Source organism: Photobacterium sp. ABD4_091, assembly GCF_056160145.1.
The window spans coordinates 582,762-602,996 of sequence record NZ_JBSWWQ010000001.1; the positions used below are offsets into that span (position 1 = coordinate 582,762).

Below are 20,235 nucleotides of genomic sequence, written 5' to 3' on the forward strand. Positions count from 1 at the left end.
TTATAAAATGAGGCAGGATGCATAAAAAAACGCACATCAGTGCGTTTTTTATACAACCAATAGCCAGCAGGAGACGTGGGCGATATAGTGCTCCGTCAACTATTCAGCTTCTGATGCAGATCAGATTTTTCTTCACGCGCGATTTTTCCATATTCGACGATTTCTCCAGCAGGCACTGGAGCAGCCTCTGGCAATGGTACTTTCATTGCATCAACTGGGCGATTCTTCTTGATCAACTCGTAGTGTAAATGCGGCCCCGTAGAACGACCTGTATTACCACTCAAAGCAATCCGTTGCCCCATCGTGACTCGCTCACCGGGCTTCACCAGTATCCGGTGCAAATGAAGGTAGCGGGTAACATATTCCCGACCATGCTTCACGACCACATAATTCCCGGCCAACGGGTGCTTCTGCGCCTTTACTACCACCCCATCACCCGCTGACAGCACAGGGGTTCCAATCGGTGTGGCAAAATCAGTGCCGTTATGAGGAGATATCCTACCTGTTACCGGGTGCTTACGACGTGGATTGAAAGGAGAACTTATTCTAAAGCGCTTGGCCGTCGGATAACGACGCAGGGCACGATCCAAGCTGTTACCATCCTCATCATAGAAAAGACCATTGCGGTGCCGGCTGACAAAGATTTCGCGATTACCATTAAGATATAGAAGGGACTTAACCTCTCCACGCCCGACCGCTCTGCCATCAATAAACTCGCGTTCGACCGTCACTGCAAAACGGTCTCCACGGCGAGCCTGGCGGCCAAAATCAAACCGCCACTGCAGGGCCTGTACCAACTCTTGGATCTGGTTTGGTGTCAGCCCTGCAGCAAGGGCAGAATTATAGAAGCTCCCGGAGACCTGGCCAGCGTATCTAACAGGCTTAAGTTCCCCGGTTTCTTCTGAGCGGTGGTGACGATAACCTTCATCAGCGAGTTGATAGTGGTCAGCAAACTTGGCGCTGCGGAGGACCGTTAGGCTTTCTACCCTACCATTATCATCGAGTGTCCACTCCAGGCGCTGACCGACCCCAAGTTGCTGCAATTTAGGTTCAGCATTTAGCATTTGATACATGTCTGCAAGAGGCAAGCCATATTGACCAAATATTCCTCCCAATGTATCTCCGCTAGCAACGGTATGACGATGGTTGCGCTGTGCGTATTGGGTCAGTTGCTGCTCAAGCTCATCCTCAGGGATATCAAAAGCTGGGTCATTGTTCTCAATAACCGCTCCCAAAGGTTCGCTGTTTCTTTCTGACAACAGCTCCCGGCCTGTCGAGGGAATATTTACCTCGACCCGAGTATTAATTCCTTGCGCCACATACGAACCTGGGTGGCAAATAGTGGCAGCCAGTACGATAGTCGAGCATACCACCAGCCCTATTCGATGAGGGCGCGGCAGCTGGCCAAAAACAGCGGCCGCCTCGCGGGCGGCCCTAATGCTTATTTCAGACACTGGCTATAGCTTCTTGACATTTGGTTCAAAAACTCTATATAGCTGCCTTTGCCGTACTCAATGTCAGTCGCTAGCGGGTCTAGGGTACCAATATTTACGCCGGTGCCACGGGCGACACTGTCAACCACCGCTGGAGAGAATTGCGGTTCACTGAAGACACACTTGGCGTGCTGATCTTTTAACGAGTTACGAATCGAAATCAGCGTTTTGGCGCCAGGTCGACGATCCGGTTCAACAGTAAAGTGACCAAGATTATTGAGGCCAAACTGCTCTTCGAAGTAACCATATGCATCATGGAAGACAAAGTAGCCACGATCGGAAACCGGTGTCAGCGTTTGTTCAATAGAGGCGACGGTAGCACGAACCTCTGCTGAAAAGTTGGCTAGGTTCTGCTCAAAGATATCCTTATGAGCCGGCGCGACACTGATCAGTTTCTCGGTGATCACCTGTGCAGCCTGAACCGCTTGCTCTGGACCTAACCATAAATGCGGGTCAATACCATCATGGCTGTGACCATGGTGGTCATCATGGGCATGTTCGTCATGATCATGGTCTTCGTGGTCATCATGGGCGTGTTTATCATGATCATGGTCTTCGTGGTCATCATGAACATGCTTGTCATGATCGTGGCCTTCATGGTCATCATGTGCATGCTTGTCATGAGCGTGGTCTTCGTGGTCATCATGAGCATGCTTATCATGATCGTGGCCTTCATGGTCGTCATGAACATCACCATAATGACGGAAATTAATACTGTCTTGAGCCGTCAAAGTCAGTACATTTTCTTTACCATCAATTACTTTAGTCAAGAAACGCTCAAGCTCTGGACCAACCCATACTATCAGATCGGCTTCATTAAGCTTACGTACATCAGAAGGTCGCAGCGCATAATCATGGGGTGATGCTCCTGCTGGCAGCAGCGTCTCCGTTGACGTTACTCCCCGCGTCAGCTCTTGGACAATCATCGTCATAGGCTTGACTGTTGAAACAACTTTGAGTTCTTCGGCGTGCAATGCAGGCGCGGCTAAAAGCCCTAAAGTGCTGCAAGTGAGGAGTAAACGGCGCATAATAGGTTCCCTGAATAATTCTTGATTACAACAATTGCCAAGAATGTTATATTATAACATCTCACTTTGGCAAATATCTAAGCAAATAAATTTATGAATTCCTTAGTTGAATTACAGTCGGTTACCGTTACGTTCTCCGAGCGGCACGTACTGGATCAGGTTTCGCTGAAATTAGAGCGAGGACAGATCACTACACTCATCGGCCCAAATGGTGCCGGTAAGTCAACCCTTGTCAAAGTCATTACGGGGTTAAACAAGCCAACCGTTGGGAAAATTATTCGCCAAAAAGGACTTCGCATTGGCTATGTGCCGCAAAAACTGGCACTCAATACCACGCTGCCGCTAACGGTTGATCGCTTTATGCGCTTGGCTGGACGCTATAACGAGTCCCAGCGTCTCGAAGCCCTTGAACTTGTGAGTGGCAAACACCTTCACCACAGTAATATGCACTCTCTATCAGGTGGTGAAACCCAACGGGTACTGCTTGCCCGCGCCCTACTGCAAAAGCCTGATTTACTGGTGCTTGATGAGCCAGTACAAGGGGTTGATGTCAATGGCCAACTTGAGCTTTACAGCTTGATCCAAACGCTACGTGACAAACTCAACTGCGCTATTTTGATGGTTTCCCACGATTTGCACTTAGTGATGGCTAAAACCGACCATGTGATTTGTTTACACCATCACATCTGCTGTTCAGGCGAACCTGAAATGATCACCAATCACCCATCATATGTGGCACTGTTTGGCCGCCACCAATGTGAGCAGTTGGCACTTTACCAGCACCATCACAACCATGAGCATGATTTGTCTGGTAACCCAGTCGGCCCATGCCAGCACGAACACCAAAACAACGAACAACAAGAGAGCAACAATGCTTGATTTATTGCTTCCCGCACTGATTGCGGGCATTGGCATCGCCGCCCTTTCCGGCCCACTAGGTTCTTTCGTGGTTTGGCGAAAAATGGCTTACTTTGGCGATACCCTATCTCATGCCTCATTGTTGGGCATTGCGCTTGGCTTCCTTTTCAATATCAACCTTAACCTTGCGCTGCTTATTTGCTGTATGGCACTTGCGGTGATCCTTGTCAGCCTGCAGAAACAAAAGTATGTGGCAACCGATACCCTGCTGGGTATTTTGGCTCACAGCGCCCTATCGTTGGGTATGGTTGCAGTCAGCTTCCTCGATCATGTCCGTATCGATCTGATGGCCTATCTGTTCGGTGACTTGCTTGCCGTCACCCCTTCAGATCTACTGTGGATCTACGGCGGCGGCGTTATCGTGATGACCATGCTGCTTGTATTGTGGCGTCCACTGCTGTCCATGACCATCAATGAAGAGCTGGCCCAAGTTGAAGGTGTCAACGTCGACCTGATGCGCCTGCTATTGATGTTAATGGTCGGTATGGTAATTGCGGTAGCGATGAAGTTTGTCGGCGCCCTGATCATCACCTCCTTGTTGATCATTCCAGCCGCAACCGCCCGCAAGTTCTCGCGCAGCCCGGAAATGATGGCGGCATTAGCCTCGGGATTGGGTATTATTGCCGTTATGTGTGGCTTGGCCATGTCATGGCACTATGACACTCCGGCAGGGCCTTCTGTGGTCGTTGCTGCCGCTTCCTTGTTCTTGCTCAGCCAATTCAAGCGCAGCGAAGCTTGATTTGAAAGCGAATCTCCAGCAGCCCGTTGAGGGTTGCTGGACATAGTACCTTTCCATATAACCTGATCACGCAGCTCTATTGTTAAACAAGCTTCTAGTTAAACAAGCTTCGATGCCGGCTGTTACACGTGCTTTTTACTTGCATTGCTGTGCGTAAATGCTTGGTATCTGGTAGGTAGTCAAGCAGGCATTGGAAATACGCCTCATCCTTGTCTGACAGCATGAAGTTATCGATATACAGGCGGTGGCAGGCGTTGGTCATCAGGTTGGCCGACGTGCCATTTTCAGCTAATGACACATGTTCGAGAATGCAGGTTTCATAACCTTCCTTGTCTTCTTTGGCCAAGCTAAACGCGGAGCTTAACGCGACTAGCAGCAGCAAGGTCACTTTTTTCACTGTCAGGCCTCTTGGTCAACTACCTCCGTTAAGCATATACCCATACCTATCTGCCAGCCTCACGTAAGGCCCAGACAAAAGCGGGCAATAAAAAACCCGCCATTTGGCGGGTTTCATTAAAATGCGATAGTTTTGGCTTACCAACCAGTCACTTCACGCAGTGCCTTACCTATGTCAGCAAGGCTCTTCACGGTTTTAACACCTGCCGCTTCCAGTGCCTGGAACTTATCTTCAGCAGTACCTTTACCGCCAGAGATAATCGCACCGGCATGGCCCATACGCTTGCCAGGAGGTGCAGTAACACCGGCAATGTAAGACACAACAGGCTTAGTGACATTTTCTTTGATGTAGGCAGCAGCTTCTTCTTCAGCGGTACCGCCGATCTCGCCGATCATCACGATTGCTTCAGTAGCAGGGTCTTTTTCGAACAGCTCCAGCACGTCAATGAAGTTTGAACCCGGGATAGGATCACCACCGATACCCACACAGGTAGACTGGCCGAAGCCTTCGTCTGTTGTCTGCTTAACAGCTTCGTAAGTCAATGTCCCCGAACGAGAAACAATACCTACTTTACCCGCCTTGTGGATGTGGCCCGGCATGATGCCGATCTTACACTCGTCCGGCGTGATCACACCCGGGCAGTTTGGACCAATCATGCGCACGCCTGCTTCATCAAGGCGTACTTTAACATCCAGCATATCCAGCGTTGGGATACCTTCAGTAATAGTTACAATCAACTCGATACCCGCATCAATCGCTTCAAGGATCGCGTCTTTGCAGAACGGCGCTGGTACGTAGATGACTGTTGCTGTTGCGCCAGTGGCTTCAACGGCTTCGCGTACCGTATTGAATACTGGCAAGCCTAGGTGCGTGGTGCCGCCTTTACCCGGAGAAACACCACCGACCATCTGCGTTCCGTACTCAATCGCTTGCTCTGAGTGAAATGTACCCTGACCGCCAGTAAAGCCCTGGCAGATCACCTTGGTATCTTTATTAATTAGAACAGACATTATTTACCCTCCGCTGCAGCAACAACTTTTTCCGCTGCTTCAGTAAGGGAAGTCGCAGCAATGATGTTCAAACCACTCTTCGCCAGGGTTTCCGCCCCTAGCACCGCATTGTTACCTTCAAGTCGAACGACGACCGGCACTTCAACACCGACTTCTTCGACCGCACCGATAATGCCTTCGGCAATAAGGTCACAGCGAACAATACCACCGAAGATGTTAACCAATACCGCTTTAACATTGGTATCAGACAAGATGATCTTGAATGCTTCAGTCACACGTTCTTTGGTTGCACCGCCACCTACGTCTAGGAAGTTGGCTGGCTGGCCGCCATGCAGGTTAACGATATCCATGGTACCCATAGCAAGGCCTGCGCCATTGACCATACAGCCGATGTTGCCATCAAGTGCTACATAGTTCAGCTCCCACTGTGCCGCATGTGCTTCACGCTCGTCTTCCTGTGAAGGATCGTGCATTTCACGTAGTTTAGGCTGGCGGTAAAGGGCATTGGAATCAATGTTGATCTTGCCGTCTAGACAAAGCAGGTTGTCATCACCGGTGATCACCAATGGGTTAATTTCTAGCAGAGCAAGATCGTAATCAGCAAACATGTTGCTAAGACCCAGGAAGATCTTAGTGAATTGTTTGATCTGGTCACCTTCCAGGCCCAGTTTGAATGCCAGCTCACGACCTTGGTAAGGCTGAGGGCCAACAAGAGGGTCAATCGCTGCTTTGTGGATCAGCTCAGGGGTTTCCTCAGCGACTTTTTCGATTTCCACACCGCCTTCAGTCGATGCCATGAACACGATACGGCGTGTACCACGGTCAACAACCGCGCCTAGGTACAACTCGTTGGCGATGTTAGAGGCTTCTTCAACCAGAATTTTCGTTACCGGCTGGCCATTTGCATCAGTCTGGTAGGTTACCAGATTCTTGCCCAACCACTTCTGGGCAAAACCCTTGATACCGTCTTTGGTGTCGTGCAGTTCCACGCCACCCGCTTTACCACGGCCACCGGCATGTACCTGACATTTCACGACCCATTTGTCGCCACTGATTTTACCTGCAGCTTCTGCTGCTTCTTGTGGCGTGTCGCAAGCGTAACCTTCTGGAACTGGCAGACCGTACTCGGCGAACAGCTGTTTCGCCTGATATTCATGCAAATTCATGATGTTCTATCCGTTTTCATATCCCTTGGGGAATCGTTATATCCATGTAAAGTACTCTTTGGTACTTCTTCGATTGTAACTGCAAAAGTGGCAGGCCAACTGTCGAGCCTCACTGACCTGCCTGCAGGGTTACACGTCTAGAAGCAGACGTGTTGGATCTTCAAGTAACTCTTTGATGGTAACCAAGTAACCCACTGACTCACGACCATCAACCAAGCGGTGGTCATAAGATAGCGCCAGGTACATCATCGGCAGGATTTCAACCTTGCCATCCACGGCCATCGGGCGGTCTTGGATTTTGTGCATACCCAAAATCGCTGACTGCGGCGGGTTGATAATTGGTGTCGACATCAATGAACCAAATACACCACCGTTGGTAATAGTGAAGTTACCACCGGTTAGTTCATCAACGGTCAGTTTGCCGTCGCGGCCTTTGATAGCCAACTCGCGGATACCTTTTTCGATTTCCGCCAAGCTTAGCTTGTCACAGTCACGAAGGACTGGTGTCACCAGGCCACGCGGTGTGGACACTGCAATGCTGACGTCAAAGAAGTTGTGGTAAACAATGTCATCACCGTCGATAGAAGCATTCACTTCAGGGAAGCGTTTCAGTGCTTCAACAACCGCTTTCACATAGAAAGACATGAAGCCCAAACGAATGCCGTGGCGCTCTTCGAAGATGTCTTTGTACTGCTTGCGCAGATCCATGATTGGCTTCATGTTGACTTCGTTGAACGTTGTCAGCATCGCTGTGCTGTTCTTCGCTTCAAGCAGACGCTCAGCCACACGCTTGCGCAAGCGGGTCATTGGCACACGCTTCTCGCTTCGATGGCCAATCGGTGCTTCAACCTTCGCTTCTACAGCAGGTGCCGCAGGCGCTGGAGCCGGCTTGCCTTCTTTCACGAACGCTTCGACATCTTCACGCGTGATACGGCCACCAACGCCGGTGCCTTTCACATCGGCTGCACTGATATTGTGCTCAGCCAGCAGGCGGCGAACCGCAGGGCTCAATGCCTCATTGGTCTCATCACCCAGCGCCGCAGTGTTGCGCTTGTTAGGCGACGACTCTGCTTCTGCTGGGACATCTTTTGTTGGTTCACCCGCTACTGCGCCCGCTTTGATCTTGCCGATCAGCTGCTTGGTCAGTACGGTGGTACCTTCGTCTTCTAGAATTGCTTCAAGAATACCGTCTTCCGGTGCTGGTACTTCCAACACCACTTTGTCTGTTTCGATATCAACCAGAACTTCATCACGGGTGACAGCATCGCCTGGCTGCTTGTGCCAAGTTGCTACTGTTGCGTCTGCAACTGATTCAGGTAAATCGGGAACCAGAATTTCGATCGTCATATCGGCTTTGTCCTTTTTGTTCCAGTTCTTATTAATCTATTGTTAGTGCGTCTTCAATCAACGCTTTTTGCTGTTTCAGGTGAACCGACATGTAACCTACAGCCGGTGATGCTGAAGCCGGGCGGCCTGCATATTCAAGCTGGGCGCCGGCCGGAAGTGCAGAACGGAAGTTGTGCTGGCTGGAGTACCACGCACCTTGGTTCTGAGGCTCTTCCTGACACCAAATGAAATCTGTAACGTGCTGATAGTCTGCCAAGGCAGCTTCAACGTCTTCTTTAGGGAATGGGTAAAGTTGCTCGATACGAACAATCGCCACATCCGTCTGCTCGTTCTTGCGGCGCTGCTCTAGCAAGTCGAAATACACCTTGCCCGAACAGAAGACCACGCGCTTGACCTGTTTCGGATCAAGATCGTCAATCTCACCAATCGCTGGCTGGAACGTACCGTTTGCCAGTTCATCCAAGCTGGATGTACATAGCGGGTGACGCAGCAAAGACTTAGGAGACATTACCACCAGCGGGCGGCGCATCGGGCGAACAACTTGGCGACGCAGCATGTGGTAGACCTGAGCCGGCGTCGATGGGATCACCACCTGCATGTTCTGCTCAGCACATAGCTGTAGGTAACGCTCAAGGCGGGCCGATGAGTGTTCAGGCCCCTGCCCTTCGTAACCATGCGGCAATAGCATTGTCAGGCCACACATACGGCCCCACTTCTGCTCACCAGAACTGATGAACTGGTCAATCACCACCTGGGCACCGTTGGCGAAGTCACCGAACTGGGCTTCCCAAAGCGTCAGGCCGCTTGGCTCTGCGGTTGCATAGCCGTATTCAAACGCGAGCACTGCCTCTTCGGATAATACCGAGTCAAAGACCTGGAAAGGGCCTTGTTTGTCATGGATATTAGCAAGCGGGATATACGTACTGGCATCGCCCTGGTTATGCAGGACCGAATGGCGGTGGAAGAAAGTACCACGGCCTGAGTCCTGACCGGTGATGCGGATACGATTACCTTCATCAACTAAGGTCGCATAGGCCAAGGTTTCAGCCATCCCCCAGTCAACGGCCTTCTCGCCTTCAGCCATCGACATACGGTCGTTATATAGCTTCTGGACACGGCTCTGGAGCTTGTGGCTATCAGGGAATTGGCAGATTCGCTGAGCCAGCTCTTGCAAGCGGCCATAGTCAACCTTATTGTTCCAATCAACCGTCCAGTCATGGCCGATATACGGTTCCCAATCCACCGAGTGAAGTTTCATTGGGCGCCACTCTTTAACCACGCATTCACCGCGGTCAAGGGCATCACGGTATTCGTTGATCAATGATGTAGCCGTTTCCAGATCGACCGTACCATTATCAGTCAAGGCATCCGCGTAGATCTTACGTGGTGTCGGGTGCTTCTTGATTTTCTGGTACATCAGCGGCTGAGTCGCATTCGGCTCGTCCGCTTCATTGTGCCCATGGCGGCGGTAACACACCAGATCAATCACTACGTCGCGCTTGAAGGTGTTACGGAAATCAAGGGCAATGCGGGTAACAAAAGCAACGGCTTCTGGATCATCAGCGTTAACATGGAAGATTGGCGCCTGTACCATTTTGGCAATGTCGGTACAGTATTGGGTCGAACGGGTATCATTCGGGTTGGATGTGGTAAAACCAATTTGGTTATTCACCACGATACGCACTGTACCGCCCACGCGGTAGCCACGTGACTGGGACATATTGAATGTCTCTGCCACTACCCCCTGGCCAGCAATGGCCGAGTCGCCGTGGATGGTGATTGGCAGTACCTGCGAGCCATCTTTGTCGCCCAGGCGGTCTTGCCTTGCTCGAACCGAGCCAACAACCACAGGGTTGACAATTTCCAGGTGCGACGGGTTGAATGCCAACACTAGATGCACGTCGCCACCCGGTGTTGCAAAGTCAGCCGAGAAACCCTGGTGATATTTCACATCACCGGTACCCCAAGTATCGTCATGCTTACCGGCAAACTCGTCAAACAAGTCCTGAGGCTTTTTACCCAGTACATTGACCAGCATGTTCAGCCGGCCACGGTGAGCCATACCGACCACTACCTCACGGGCACCGTTGGTACCGGCGTAGCGGATCAGCTCTTTGACCATAGGGATCAGGGCATCGCCCCCTTCCAGCGAGAATCGCTTCGCGCCCGGGAATTTCGCGCCCAAGTAGCGCTCCAGCCCCTCTGCCGCTGTCAGCTCATCGAGGAAGGTGAGTTTTTCTTCCTTGGAGAAGTCGCCACGCCCAACTACAGACTCAAGACGCTGCTGAAGCCAGCGTTTTTCGTCGGTATTGGTAATGTGCATGTATTCCGCACCGATAGAACCACAATAGGTTTTCTTCAGCGCATCATAAAGTTCTGATAACTTCATCGTCTCCTGCCCGATGGCAAAAGAACCGACATTGAATGTCTCGTTGAAGTCATCGACGGTCAGGTTATGGAATTCAGGGTCGAGGTCGGATACTCGCTCCTGCTGCCATAATCCCAACGGATCTAAGTTTGCATGCTGATGCCCGCGGAAACGGTATGCGTTGATCAACTGCAATACCTTCACCTGCTTAGCATCAACATCTGGATCGCTGACGGTAGCACTTAGATGGGTTGTTTCCTTCGCTAGACGCCGGAAGTAGTCACGAACACGCGAGTGAGGCTGCTCAACAACAGTCTCATTCACGACAGGCAGATCACTGAATACGTGACGCCATTCTTCATCTACTAAATCTGGGTCGCTAAGATACAACTCGTAGAGTTCCTCTACATAAGTTGCATTGGCGCCAGCCAGGTGTGAAGACTCAAGCCAAGCCTTCATAACGCCGTTCTGCATTGTTTTCCCTTAACCACTAGTTATCGCCATTTTCCCGGTTCGGTGACCGGAATTGAGGCTGACTCCAGAGAGCGAATCATGAAGCCAGCATATCGATAATACTTATATTTATACCGCGCGCTTGAGTAACATCGACTTGATGTGTCCAATCGCTTTCGTCGGATTTAACCCTTTAGGACAAACATTTACACAGTTCATGATGCCATGGCAACGAAAAACGCTAAAAGCGTCGTCCAGATCGGATAAACGTTCATCAGTTGCCGTATCACGACTATCAATTAGCCAGCGGTAAGCTGCTAGCAAGCCAGCTGGTCCGATGAATTTATCCGGATTCCACCAGAACGATGGGCATGACGTTGAACAGCAAGCACACATGATACATTCGTAAAGGCCATCAAGGTGGGCGCGCTCTTCCGGCATCTGCAAGTTTTCACGTGCAGGCGGCTGGGCACCGTCATCAATCAGGAATGGCTTCACTTTGGCGTAGTTGGTGTAGAACTGCTCCATGTCGATGATCAGATCACGGATAACCGGCAAGCCCGGCAACGGGCGGATCACAATGGTACTCTGGTCGGTCAATGCCGACAGCGGGGTGATACACGCCAAGCCATTCTTACCGTTCATGTTGATACCGTCAGAGCCGCAGACACCTTCACGGCAGGAACGGCGGAACGACAGCGTCGGATCTTGTTCTTTTAGCAAAATAAGCGCATCAAGCACCATCATGTCTGAGCCTTCAGGCACCTCTAGGGTGTAGCCCTTCATGTGCGGCGCGTTGTCTACATCAGGGTTGTAGCGGTAAATCGAGAAATTCAGTTTCATAGTTTTATCCTCCCCTTAGTATGTACGCGCTTTAGGCGGAAATGCCTCACGATGAATTGGTGTCATGTTGACGTCACGCTTGGACATCTCTTCTGTCTCTGGGTTGTAGATAGAGTGACATAGCCATTGTTCATCATCGCGCTCAGGGAAGTCGAAACGGGCATGAGCACCACGGCTTTCGGTACGGTAGTTTGCCGCCACCGCCGTTGCGTAGGCCGTTTCCATCAAGTTCTCTAGCTCCAGACACTCAATACGTTGGGTATTGAATTCCGTCGAGGTATCGTCAAGGCGCGCTTCTTTCAGGCGCTCACGGATCACTTTGAGCTCTTCCAAGCCAGTGGCCATTGCGTCACCTTCACGGAATACCGAGAAGTTGTTCTGCATACACGTTTGCAGATCTTTGCGGATCTCAACCGGATCTTCACCTTTCTGGGTGTTGTTCCAGCGGTTAACACGAGCCAAGGACGCCTCGATATCCGAGTCGGTTGCCGGGCGCGCTTCGGCTTGTGCCAATAGGGTTTCGCCCAAGTGCAGGCCAGTTGCACGGCCAAAGACCACCAAATCAAGCAATGAGTTGCCGCCCAGACGGTTAGCGCCATGAACAGACACAGAGGCGATTTCACCACAGGCGAATAGGCCCTGTACTTCAACGTCACTGCCTGAGGCAGTCTGCTTGATTGCCTGACCCGATACCTGCGTCGGCACACCGCCCATCATGTAGTGACAGGTCGGGATAACTGGAATTGGCTCTTTGACCGGATCAACGTGGGCAAAAGTACGGGACAGCTCACAGATACCCGGCAGACGCGACTCAAGCACATCTTTGCCAAGGTGATCCATCTTCAGTTTAATGTGTGGACCCCATGGGCCGTCACAACCACGCCCCTCACGGATCTCTACCATCATTGAACGGGCAACGACGTCACGGCCTGCCAAGTCTTTGGCATTCGGCGCATAACGCTCCATGAAGCGCTCACCGTCTTTGTTCAGTAGGTAACCACCTTCACCACGGCAACCTTCGGTCACCAGAACACCGGCACCGGCAATACCTGTCGGGTGGAACTGCCACATTTCCATGTCCTGCATCGGTACACCGGCGCGCAGCGCCATACCAACACCGTCACCGGTATTGATGTGGGCATTGGTGGTAGAAGCGTAGATTCGGCCTGCACCACCCGTCGCAAGAATCGTTGCCTTCGATTTGAAGTAGCAGATCTCGCCGGTTTCCATGCAGAGCGCGGTACAACCCAAGATGGCGCCGTCTTGGTTCTTCACCAAGTCCAAGGCATACCACTCAGAGAAAATCGTGGTCTTGTGCTTCACGTTTTGCTGGTAAAGCGTGTGCAGCAAGGCATGGCCGGTACGGTCAGCTGCCGCCGCAGTACGCGCAGCCTGCTCGCCGCCAAACTCTTTCGACTGGCCGCCAAATGGGCGCTGGTAGATAGTACCGTTATCAAAACGAGAAAACGGCAGGCCCATCTTTTCCAGCTCAATCACTGATTTAGGGCCATTTTTACACATGTACTCAATCGCGTCCTGGTCACCGATATAATCAGAGCCCTTGACGGTATCGTACATGTGCCACTGCCAGTTATCCGGATGGGAATTACCCAGCGCAACGGTGATCCCGCCCTGCGCAGAAACGGTGTGGGAACGTGTAGGGAAAACTTTGGATAGCAGCGCACACTTTAGGCCCTGCTCAGAAATTTGTAGTGCCGCGCGCATACCTGCACCGCCTGCACCAATTACTACCGCATCAAAATCACGAACTGCAATGCTCACTTACGCACCCCACACAATAAAGAAACCTGAGAACAGGTAAACAAAAAGAACAGCAACAACACCAAACTGGATACCCGCTCTAAGCGCGGCTGGCTTGATGTAGTCGGTCAGCACTTGCCATAAGCCGATCCATGCATGAATTAAGATCGACAGCAAAGCCAACATAGTGAAGACCTTGGTACTTAGCTTGCCGAAGAAAGCCGTCCAGGTGTCGAAGGTTAATTCCGGGCCAAAGGCGAAGAAGCCCACCATATAAAGGGTGTAAAGCGTAAGAATGATGGCGGTAGCACGGATCAGGATGAAGTCATGAATTCCATTGCGGCCAATTGTTGAGACGTTATTCACCATACCAGGCCTCCTGCAAACAGAGACAGAACACCGACGATGACAAAGCTCACTTTGGCACTTTTGATCCCGGATTCCATTTCTTCAAAATATCCCATGTCCATTATCAAATGGCGAATACCGACCACGATGTGGTAGAACAGCGCCGTCAGGATGCCCCACAGCACCAATTTCACGAAAAAGCTGTCTACAATAGCAGCAGCACTCGCAAAACCTTCTGGAGAGGATAAGGAGAGCCCTAGCAGCCATAGCAAGATAGCCACGGCAACAAAGGTGATCACGCCGGAGACGCGATGCAAGATAGACGCTATCGCTGTAAGGGGAAAACGAATCGTCTGTAGGTCGAGGTTGACAGGTCTTGGCTTATTTACTTTCACGGTGATTGCCCACTCAGCTCCATTGAAGCAATGTTATTGTTATCACTCCCTGCTTCTACTGACGCCGAACAAGTGCGTTAACATAACTGTAACTCGAGGTTGCAATTATGTTCTACATGCAAATGTAAAACAGTGCCTTCCCTAACTTACTCTAATTATTGATAACTTTGGCATTTGCGTCTGGCGGCGGCAGAACCAGAGACCTGCCGCGAGTATACGCCTCGCAACAATCAAATACAAACCCCGTTACATGACCTCTAACACGCTTTTAGAAATTTGCACTATTTTGTGCAAACTTATTAACAAGCGCACACAAGCAAGCACAAAAATTGACATTTGGGCGTCTGATCGGTACAACAAATGTACATCCGCCTTGGATTAGGATTATAAAAAACAAAGGAGATTGTTATGGCAGACAAGAAAGCTACTCTTCACATTGAAGGGAAAGCACCCGTCGAACTGCCGATTATCGGGGGCACTGAAGGGCCTGAAGTAATTGATGTACGTAAGCTTGGAGCTAACGGTTATTTTACATTCGACCCTGGTTTTCTAGCCACTGCATCATGTGAATCTCAAATTACTTACATTGATGGTGATAAAGGTATTCTGCTTCACCGCGGATACCCGATTGACCAATTGGCCAATAACGCCGACTACCTGGAAGTGTGTTACATCCTTCTTTACGGAGAGGTTCCGACCCGCGAGCAGTACGAAACATTCCGTACCACAGTGACGCGTCACACCATGGTGCATGAGCAGATCTCAAGCTTCTTCCACGGCTTCCGCCGTGATGCTCACCCGATGGCTGTTATGTGTGGTGTGGTGGGTGCACTTGCTGCGTTCTACCATGATTCGCTGGATATCAATAACGATACCCACCGTGAAATCACTGCGTTCCGCCTATTGTCGAAAATGCCGACACTAGCAGCAATGTGTTACAAGTACTCTATCGGTCAACCATTTATCTTCCCGCGCAATGATCTAGACTATGCAGAAAACTTCCTGCATATGATGTTCGCAACGCCGTGTGAAGAGTACGACGTCAGCCCAGTAGTGGCTCGTGCAATGGACAAGATTTTCACCCTGCACGCTGACCACGAGCAAAATGCCTCGACCTCGACTGTACGTCTTGCCGGTTCATCAGGCGCTAACCCATTTGCCTGTATTGCGGCGGGTATCGCGTCACTGTGGGGCCCTGCACACGGTGGTGCTAACGAAGCCTGCTTGAAGATGCTGGAAGAGATTGGCAGTGTTGATAAGATCCCAGAGTACGTTGAGCGTGCGAAAGACAAGGATGATCCATTCCGCCTAATGGGCTTCGGTCACCGTGTCTACAAGAACTACGACCCACGTGCGACGGTAATGCGTGAAGCGTGCCACGAGGTTCTTCAGGAGCTGAACATTCAAGATCCGCTACTTGATGTTGCAATGGAGCTTGAGCGTATCGCCCTGTCTGATGAGTACTTTATCGAGAAGAAACTGTACCCGAATGTCGATTTCTACTCAGGTATCATCCTGAAAGCAATTGGTATCCCGGTGTCCATGTTCACGGTTATCTTCGCGATGTCTCGTACCATCGGCTGGATTGCCCACTGGAACGAAATGCACAACGATCCGGGCAACCGTATCGGCCGTCCTCGTCAGTTGTACACTGGTTACAACCAGCGCGAGTTCAGCCCGCTGCACGAACGTGAGTAATGTTAGCATTCACTATTGAAAGGGCCTTCGGGCCCTTTTTTGTTATAACAGCAGAACCTAGTAACGAGATCCTAGTTCCTAGGATGAGCAAAGAGCGAAAACTAGGCTCTACAGATTAAATCTAAGGACTAGCACACTGTATTTTAGCTTTTGGCTTTTAATCTTTTCCTAGGAACTAGGATCGCTCTTAATCCCGCCCCTGCTTTTAACGACAAAAGGGCCCGAAGGCCCTTTTTATTATCGTCTTATCAACTGTTTGTGATTAAACAAACTTGATTTTGGTCACTTCTTTCAAGCCAGATAGAACCAGCGTTGGAAGAGATGCTGCTAGGAACACAGTGATTAGGTGACCAGCTGTTAGACCTTCAGTGCTGAAGATGAACTGGCCAACGCCTGTGTAAATCACACCTAGAGACAGTGATGCTGACAGCGCTACCGCACCCAACAATGATTTGTTGGTGAATGGATTCTTGCGGAACAGCGTGCTGAACGTACGTGAATCAAAGATGTGCCATAGCTGACAGAACACTAGCATTGCAAACGCCATTGTCTGTGCGTAGTTAGCGCTTAGACCAGCGTTCATTGCCCAGTTGAATGCCAGGAAGCTCATGCCACCCTGTGCTAGACCACGGATAACGATACGGGTACCTAGGTGGTCGCTGAAGAAGCTCTCGTTACGCTTACGCGGTTTACGCTCCATCAGGTCTTTCTCTTCAGGGTCAACACCCAGAGCCAGTGCTGGCAGGCCATCTGATACCAGGTTAATCCATAGGATCATTAGCGGCGTCAGTGGTAGTGCCACTTCTGGGCCCATGAACAGGAATGCAAACAGGATTACCGATACTTCACCCACGTTCGCAGTCAGAGCCTGGCGGATGAACTTACGCAGGTTATCGAAGATTTGACGACCCTGGCGTACCGCTTTAACGATAGTGCTGAAGTTGTCATCCAGCAGGATCAGGTCACCTGAATCTTTAGCAACAGAGGTACCAGTGATACCCATGGCAACACCGATATCTGCGCGGCGCAGTGCTGGTGCATCGTTCACACCGTCACCAGTCATTGCAGCAACTTCGTTGTTGTACTGCTGAGCCTGTACGATACGTAGCTTGTGCTCAGGCGTTACACGGGCAAATACTGCAACATTCGGACAGATACGACGTAGTTCTTCATCGTCCATGTCATCTAGCTCGCTACCAGTAACGACTAGATCTTCTTCGCTACGGATAATACCGATGTCACGTGCAATCGCGGCTGCTGTCAGGGCGTGGTCACCCGTGATCATTACGGTGCGAACACCCGCATCGTAACAGCTGTCTACTGCTGCACGTACTTCTGGACGCGGTGGATCCATGATGCCGTATAGGCCAAGGATAGTCACATCCTGCTCTAGCTCGGTATGGTCACGCTTCAAGTCATCTTCAGACAGCTCACGGAAACCTACCGCCAGGGTACGTAGCGCCTGCTCGGCAAAGTCCTGGATAGCCGCTTCGTAGTTTGCAACCATCTCTTCTGCTGGGTTGGCAGCAACCGCTAGGTTACCTTCAGTCGTTGCTGGCTGGTATGCCACAACGTCACCGTTAACCATAAAGCCTGACGCATTACGTAGTACGACATCTGGCGCACCCTTGATAGCTAGGAAGTGCTTACCCTGTGGGTCTTTAACGATAACCGAAGCCATCTTACGCGCAGAGTCGAACGGGAATTTCTCAACAATTGAGTAGCCGCCAGTCGATAGCATTTCTGCTTGCTGTAGACCAGCTTTAGCGGCAGCAACAATCAGTGCACCTTCGGTTGGATTACCGCGTACAGAAGACTTGTCGCCGTCTTGAATGTATTCAGAATCATTACACAGAGTTGCAACAACCAGACCTTTCATCATCTCAGGGCTGTCTATTACATCTGTACCGTGGGCTAGCGGCTTGAACTCACCTTCTGGAGAGAAACCTTTACCGCTGACTTCCCAGTTACGGCCTGATGCATCGTAGGCTTTCATTACCTGCATCTGGTTCTGGGTTAGAGTACCTGTCTTGTCTGAACAGATAACGGTGGTTGAACCTAGGGTCTCGATAGCCGCAAGCTGCTTTGCCAGCGCGTTGCTCTTAACCATACGGGTTGAACCCATGGTCAATACGATAGTTACCACTGTTGGTAGACCTTCAGGGATAGCAGCAACTGACAGTGAAATACCTGTGTTCAGAATTTCAAGCCATGGCATACCGTGGTATAGACCGATCACACACACAACGGCTACAACGCCCAGCGCAACAACCATCAGCGACTTGGCAATCAAGTCCATACGCTCTTGCATCGGTGTCTTGGTTTCTTCGGTATTCGCCATCATGTCGGCGATATGGCCAACTTCTGTCTGCATGCCGGTACCAACAACAATACCAAGGCCAGTACCTGAAGTTACCATGGTGGTCATGAAGCCCATGTTAATCTGGTCACCAAGACCAATATGACCATCTTCCAGTGCGTCAGCCGTCTTATCAACTGGCTCTGACTCACCGGTCAGCGCTGCTTCGTCGATAGACAGGCGGTTCGCTTCAATAATACGAACATCGGCAGCCAGAATGTCACCGGTGCTGATCTTCAATACATCACCCGGAACAATTTCACGGGCTGGGATATCTACCCATTCACCATTACGACGGACCTGCGCCATAGGGGCAGCCATGTCGCGTAGTGCTTCCATACCTTTCTGGGCTTTGAACTCCTGCCAAAAAGCAATCAGCACGTTGATGACAATGATTACGCCGATAGCGACGGCATCAATCAAGTGACCAGTGAAGAAGGAAACAATTGCACCGATCCCAAGGATGAAGATCAGTGGGTTCTTGAATTGATGCGCTAGCAGCTCCAGTACCGTTTTGCCGGCCTGCTCCTGCAGTTCATTGGAGCCGAACTGCTCCTGGCGCTGTTTCACTTCCTCAGAAGATAAACCATTCTCGGTTGACGTACCCAAATTGGACACAGTACTGGCAACCGTTTCGGTAAACCATTTTTTAGTCATGGGGGGAATCTCCAATTAAATACATTCAGTCGACATCAGTACAAATTCAAACTGATAAAAAGCATTCGCTGAATAGGTCAAAGTAATTTAAAACTCGTTATTAAAGGCATCATGCCAATTAATTTTTTTCACATTCCTGAATACTTTCTGAATAAAGCATTCGAGTTCATTTAAACGAGTAAATTTAAATTAACCGAAAAAATGGTGGGTTGTAATTATATTTCGTAGGGCCATACGATAGTTCAGGATGGATCTTTGACAAATATCAAGATTCAGACCGAATGCGTCACAATTTCAGACATGAAGTTGAAACAAAGTATGAATTAGACCCAGTTCTAACAGAATTAATACCTCCGAAATATCGAATTATGAAATTTTACAACACAAAATAAAAGGCTTAACGCGCTCGCATTAAGCCTTTTTGTGCGTTTATTTTGGTTAAAAAAACCGTTAAACCGGATTATCCACATCGATAAACATGACGTCGAAATTATGTTTATCGGCTAAATACTCACCTAATGATTTTATTCCATAACGCTCAGTTGCATGATGGCCAGCACTAAAATAATGAATACCTAATTCTCGGGAAATATGAACTGTTCTTTCGGAAATTTCTCCAGAAATAAAAGCATCCAAACCTTTATTTGCTGCTAATTCTATAAAGTCTTGGCCGCCACCAGTACACCATCCCACCGTTTTAATTTCCTTTGTCGCATTATCGCCAATATGCAATGGTTCACGGTGCAAGGTAATTGACAGCCTTGCCGCCAATTCTTCGCCACTCAAAGGCTGGGAAAGTTGACCATAAATAGCGACAGAGTTCGGGTTGCCCTCTTCCAAACCACCTAACACTTCGATGTCCAGCAGTTCAGCCAGCTTTGTGTTGTTACCCAATGTTGGATGGACATCCAGCGGCAGGTGGTAGGCATACAAGTTGATACCATTCTCAATAAGGGCTTTAATGCGACGATATTTCATGCCGCGAATTTCTGCCGGCTCTCCCTTCCAAAAGTAACCATGATGAACCAGCAGCGCATCGGCCTGCTCGTCGATCGCGCGGTCAATCAACTCCTGACAGGCGGTTACCCCAGTAATGATCTTCTTGACCTCAGACTTACCCTCAACCTGCAGGCCGTTCGGGCAGTAATCTTTGATTTGATGGGGACTCAGCAGCTCGTTAAGCACTGACTCAAGTTGGATATTGTTCATCGTCTATTTCCTTCTCCTCAATAGCGATATTCTATACCCAAACCCC

At 50.2% G+C, this 20,235-nt stretch carries 16 protein-coding genes; 3 read left to right on the forward strand and 13 right to left on the reverse strand.

All coding sequences use genetic code 11. From position 1 onward, the window contains the following. Positions 1–95: 95 nt before the first annotated feature. Both mepM and ACXAGQ_RS02435 read right to left on the reverse strand, forming a co-directional pair. Positions 96–1,439 carry a murein DD-endopeptidase MepM gene (gene mepM / locus ACXAGQ_RS02430; RefSeq protein ID WP_475254646.1) on the reverse strand — a complete coding sequence of 448 codons (1,344 nt, stop codon included), beginning with the start codon at positions 1,437–1,439 and terminating at the stop codon, positions 96–98. A gap of 2 nt (positions 1,440–1,441) precedes the next feature. Next, on the reverse strand, positions 1,442–2,521 hold the full coding sequence (locus tag ACXAGQ_RS02435) for a zinc ABC transporter substrate-binding protein (protein ID WP_475251524.1): 1,080 nt from the start codon (positions 2,519–2,521) through the stop codon (positions 1,442–1,444). Between the two features lie 93 nt (positions 2,522–2,614). Here ACXAGQ_RS02435 and znuC point away from each other — a divergent pair, with 93 nt between their 5' ends. Beyond that, positions 2,615–3,400, forward strand: coding sequence for a zinc ABC transporter ATP-binding protein ZnuC (znuC, locus tag ACXAGQ_RS02440; protein WP_475251526.1), 786 nt, complete (start codon positions 2,615–2,617; stop codon positions 3,398–3,400). Continuing rightward, on the forward strand, positions 3,393–4,178 hold the full coding sequence (znuB, locus tag ACXAGQ_RS02445) for a zinc ABC transporter permease subunit ZnuB (protein ID WP_475251528.1): 786 nt from the start codon (positions 3,393–3,395) through the stop codon (positions 4,176–4,178). The genes znuC and znuB overlap by 8 nt, the downstream gene beginning before the upstream one ends. Before the next feature lie 94 nt (positions 4,179–4,272). Here the strand turns inward: znuB and ACXAGQ_RS02450 are convergent, their stop codons facing one another. The 9 genes from ACXAGQ_RS02450 to sdhC form a co-directional block, all read right to left on the reverse strand. Beyond that, positions 4,273–4,575, reverse strand: coding sequence for a VF_A0006 family four-cysteine protein (locus ACXAGQ_RS02450; RefSeq protein WP_475251530.1), 303 nt, complete (start codon positions 4,573–4,575; stop codon positions 4,273–4,275). Positions 4,576–4,712: 137 nt separating this feature from the next. Further along, positions 4,713–5,585, reverse strand: coding sequence for a succinate--CoA ligase subunit alpha (sucD, locus tag ACXAGQ_RS02455; protein WP_475251532.1), 873 nt, complete (start codon positions 5,583–5,585; stop codon positions 4,713–4,715). Further along, entirely contained in the window at positions 5,585–6,751 is a 1,167-nt protein-coding gene (gene sucC, locus ACXAGQ_RS02460; RefSeq protein WP_475251534.1) for an ADP-forming succinate--CoA ligase subunit beta, read from the reverse strand. Before sucC ends, sucD begins: the two co-directional genes overlap by 1 nt. 129 nt (positions 6,752–6,880) lie before the next feature. Next, complete coding sequence (odhB, locus tag ACXAGQ_RS02465) at positions 6,881–8,098, reverse strand: 2-oxoglutarate dehydrogenase complex dihydrolipoyllysine-residue succinyltransferase (RefSeq protein WP_475251536.1); 1,218 nt, start codon at positions 8,096–8,098, stop codon at positions 6,881–6,883. A 31-nt stretch (positions 8,099–8,129) separates the two neighbouring features. Then, positions 8,130–10,940, reverse strand: coding sequence for a 2-oxoglutarate dehydrogenase E1 component (gene sucA, locus ACXAGQ_RS02470; protein ID WP_475251538.1), 2,811 nt, complete (start codon positions 10,938–10,940; stop codon positions 8,130–8,132). Positions 10,941–11,048: 108 nt separating this feature from the next. After that, the gene (locus ACXAGQ_RS02475; protein WP_317523444.1) at positions 11,049–11,762 is read right to left on the reverse strand and encodes a succinate dehydrogenase iron-sulfur subunit; all 714 of its coding nucleotides are present in this window, start codon (positions 11,760–11,762) and stop codon (positions 11,049–11,051) included. A gap of 15 nt (positions 11,763–11,777) precedes the next feature. Beyond that, positions 11,778–13,544, reverse strand: a complete 1,767-nt coding sequence (gene sdhA, locus ACXAGQ_RS02480) for a succinate dehydrogenase flavoprotein subunit (protein WP_475251540.1) — start codon at positions 13,542–13,544, stop codon at positions 11,778–11,780. Next, positions 13,545–13,892 (reverse strand): succinate dehydrogenase, hydrophobic membrane anchor protein, encoded by a 348-nt coding sequence (gene sdhD / locus ACXAGQ_RS02485; protein ID WP_317523446.1) that lies wholly within the window; start codon positions 13,890–13,892, stop codon positions 13,545–13,547. Continuing rightward, entirely contained in the window at positions 13,886–14,266 is a 381-nt protein-coding gene (sdhC, locus tag ACXAGQ_RS02490; RefSeq protein WP_475251542.1) for a succinate dehydrogenase cytochrome b556 subunit, read from the reverse strand. Before sdhC ends, sdhD begins: the two co-directional genes overlap by 7 nt. 408 nt (positions 14,267–14,674) lie before the next feature. On the opposite strand from sdhC, the gene ACXAGQ_RS02495 reads away from it, so the two are divergent. Next, on the forward strand, positions 14,675–15,964 hold the full coding sequence (locus tag ACXAGQ_RS02495; protein ID WP_317523448.1) for a citrate synthase: 1,290 nt from the start codon (positions 14,675–14,677) through the stop codon (positions 15,962–15,964). A gap of 262 nt (positions 15,965–16,226) precedes the next feature. Here the strand turns inward: ACXAGQ_RS02495 and ACXAGQ_RS02500 are convergent, their stop codons facing one another. Both ACXAGQ_RS02500 and ACXAGQ_RS02505 read right to left on the reverse strand, forming a co-directional pair. Then, on the reverse strand, positions 16,227–18,980 hold the full coding sequence (locus tag ACXAGQ_RS02500; protein ID WP_475251544.1) for a cation-translocating P-type ATPase: 2,754 nt from the start codon (positions 18,978–18,980) through the stop codon (positions 16,227–16,229). 450 nt (positions 18,981–19,430) lie between these two features. Then, the gene (locus ACXAGQ_RS02505; protein ID WP_475251546.1) at positions 19,431–20,189 is read right to left on the reverse strand and encodes a Nif3-like dinuclear metal center hexameric protein; all 759 of its coding nucleotides are present in this window, start codon (positions 20,187–20,189) and stop codon (positions 19,431–19,433) included. Between the last annotated feature and the right edge of the window lie 46 nt (positions 20,190–20,235).

What these genes read in the sequence shown, in the direction of transcription:
- znuC (WP_475251526.1), top strand. Translation starts at nt 2,615, where the DNA reads ATGAATTCCTTAGTTGAATTACAGTCGGTTACCGTTACGTTCTCCGAG.
- ACXAGQ_RS02500 (WP_475251544.1), bottom strand. Translation starts at nt 18,980, where the DNA reads ATGACTAAAAAATGGTTTACCGAAACGGTTGCCAGTACTGTGTCCAAT.
- sucC (WP_475251534.1), bottom strand. Translation starts at nt 6,751, where the DNA reads ATGAATTTGCATGAATATCAGGCGAAACAGCTGTTCGCCGAGTACGGT.
- ACXAGQ_RS02495 (WP_317523448.1), top strand. Translation starts at nt 14,675, where the DNA reads ATGGCAGACAAGAAAGCTACTCTTCACATTGAAGGGAAAGCACCCGTC.
- sucD (WP_475251532.1), bottom strand. Translation starts at nt 5,585, where the DNA reads ATGTCTGTTCTAATTAATAAAGATACCAAGGTGATCTGCCAGGGCTTT.
- sucA (WP_475251538.1), bottom strand. Translation starts at nt 10,940, where the DNA reads ATGCAGAACGGCGTTATGAAGGCTTGGCTTGAGTCTTCACACCTGGCT.
- odhB (WP_475251536.1), bottom strand. Translation starts at nt 8,098, where the DNA reads ATGACGATCGAAATTCTGGTTCCCGATTTACCTGAATCAGTTGCAGAC.
- znuB (WP_475251528.1), top strand. Translation starts at nt 3,393, where the DNA reads ATGCTTGATTTATTGCTTCCCGCACTGATTGCGGGCATTGGCATCGCC.
- sdhD (WP_317523446.1), bottom strand. Translation starts at nt 13,892, where the DNA reads ATGGTGAATAACGTCTCAACAATTGGCCGCAATGGAATTCATGACTTC.
- ACXAGQ_RS02475 (WP_317523444.1), bottom strand. Translation starts at nt 11,762, where the DNA reads ATGAAACTGAATTTCTCGATTTACCGCTACAACCCTGATGTAGACAAC.
- ACXAGQ_RS02435 (WP_475251524.1), bottom strand. Translation starts at nt 2,521, where the DNA reads ATGCGCCGTTTACTCCTCACTTGCAGCACTTTAGGGCTTTTAGCCGCG.
- ACXAGQ_RS02505 (WP_475251546.1), bottom strand. Translation starts at nt 20,189, where the DNA reads ATGAACAATATCCAACTTGAGTCAGTGCTTAACGAGCTGCTGAGTCCC.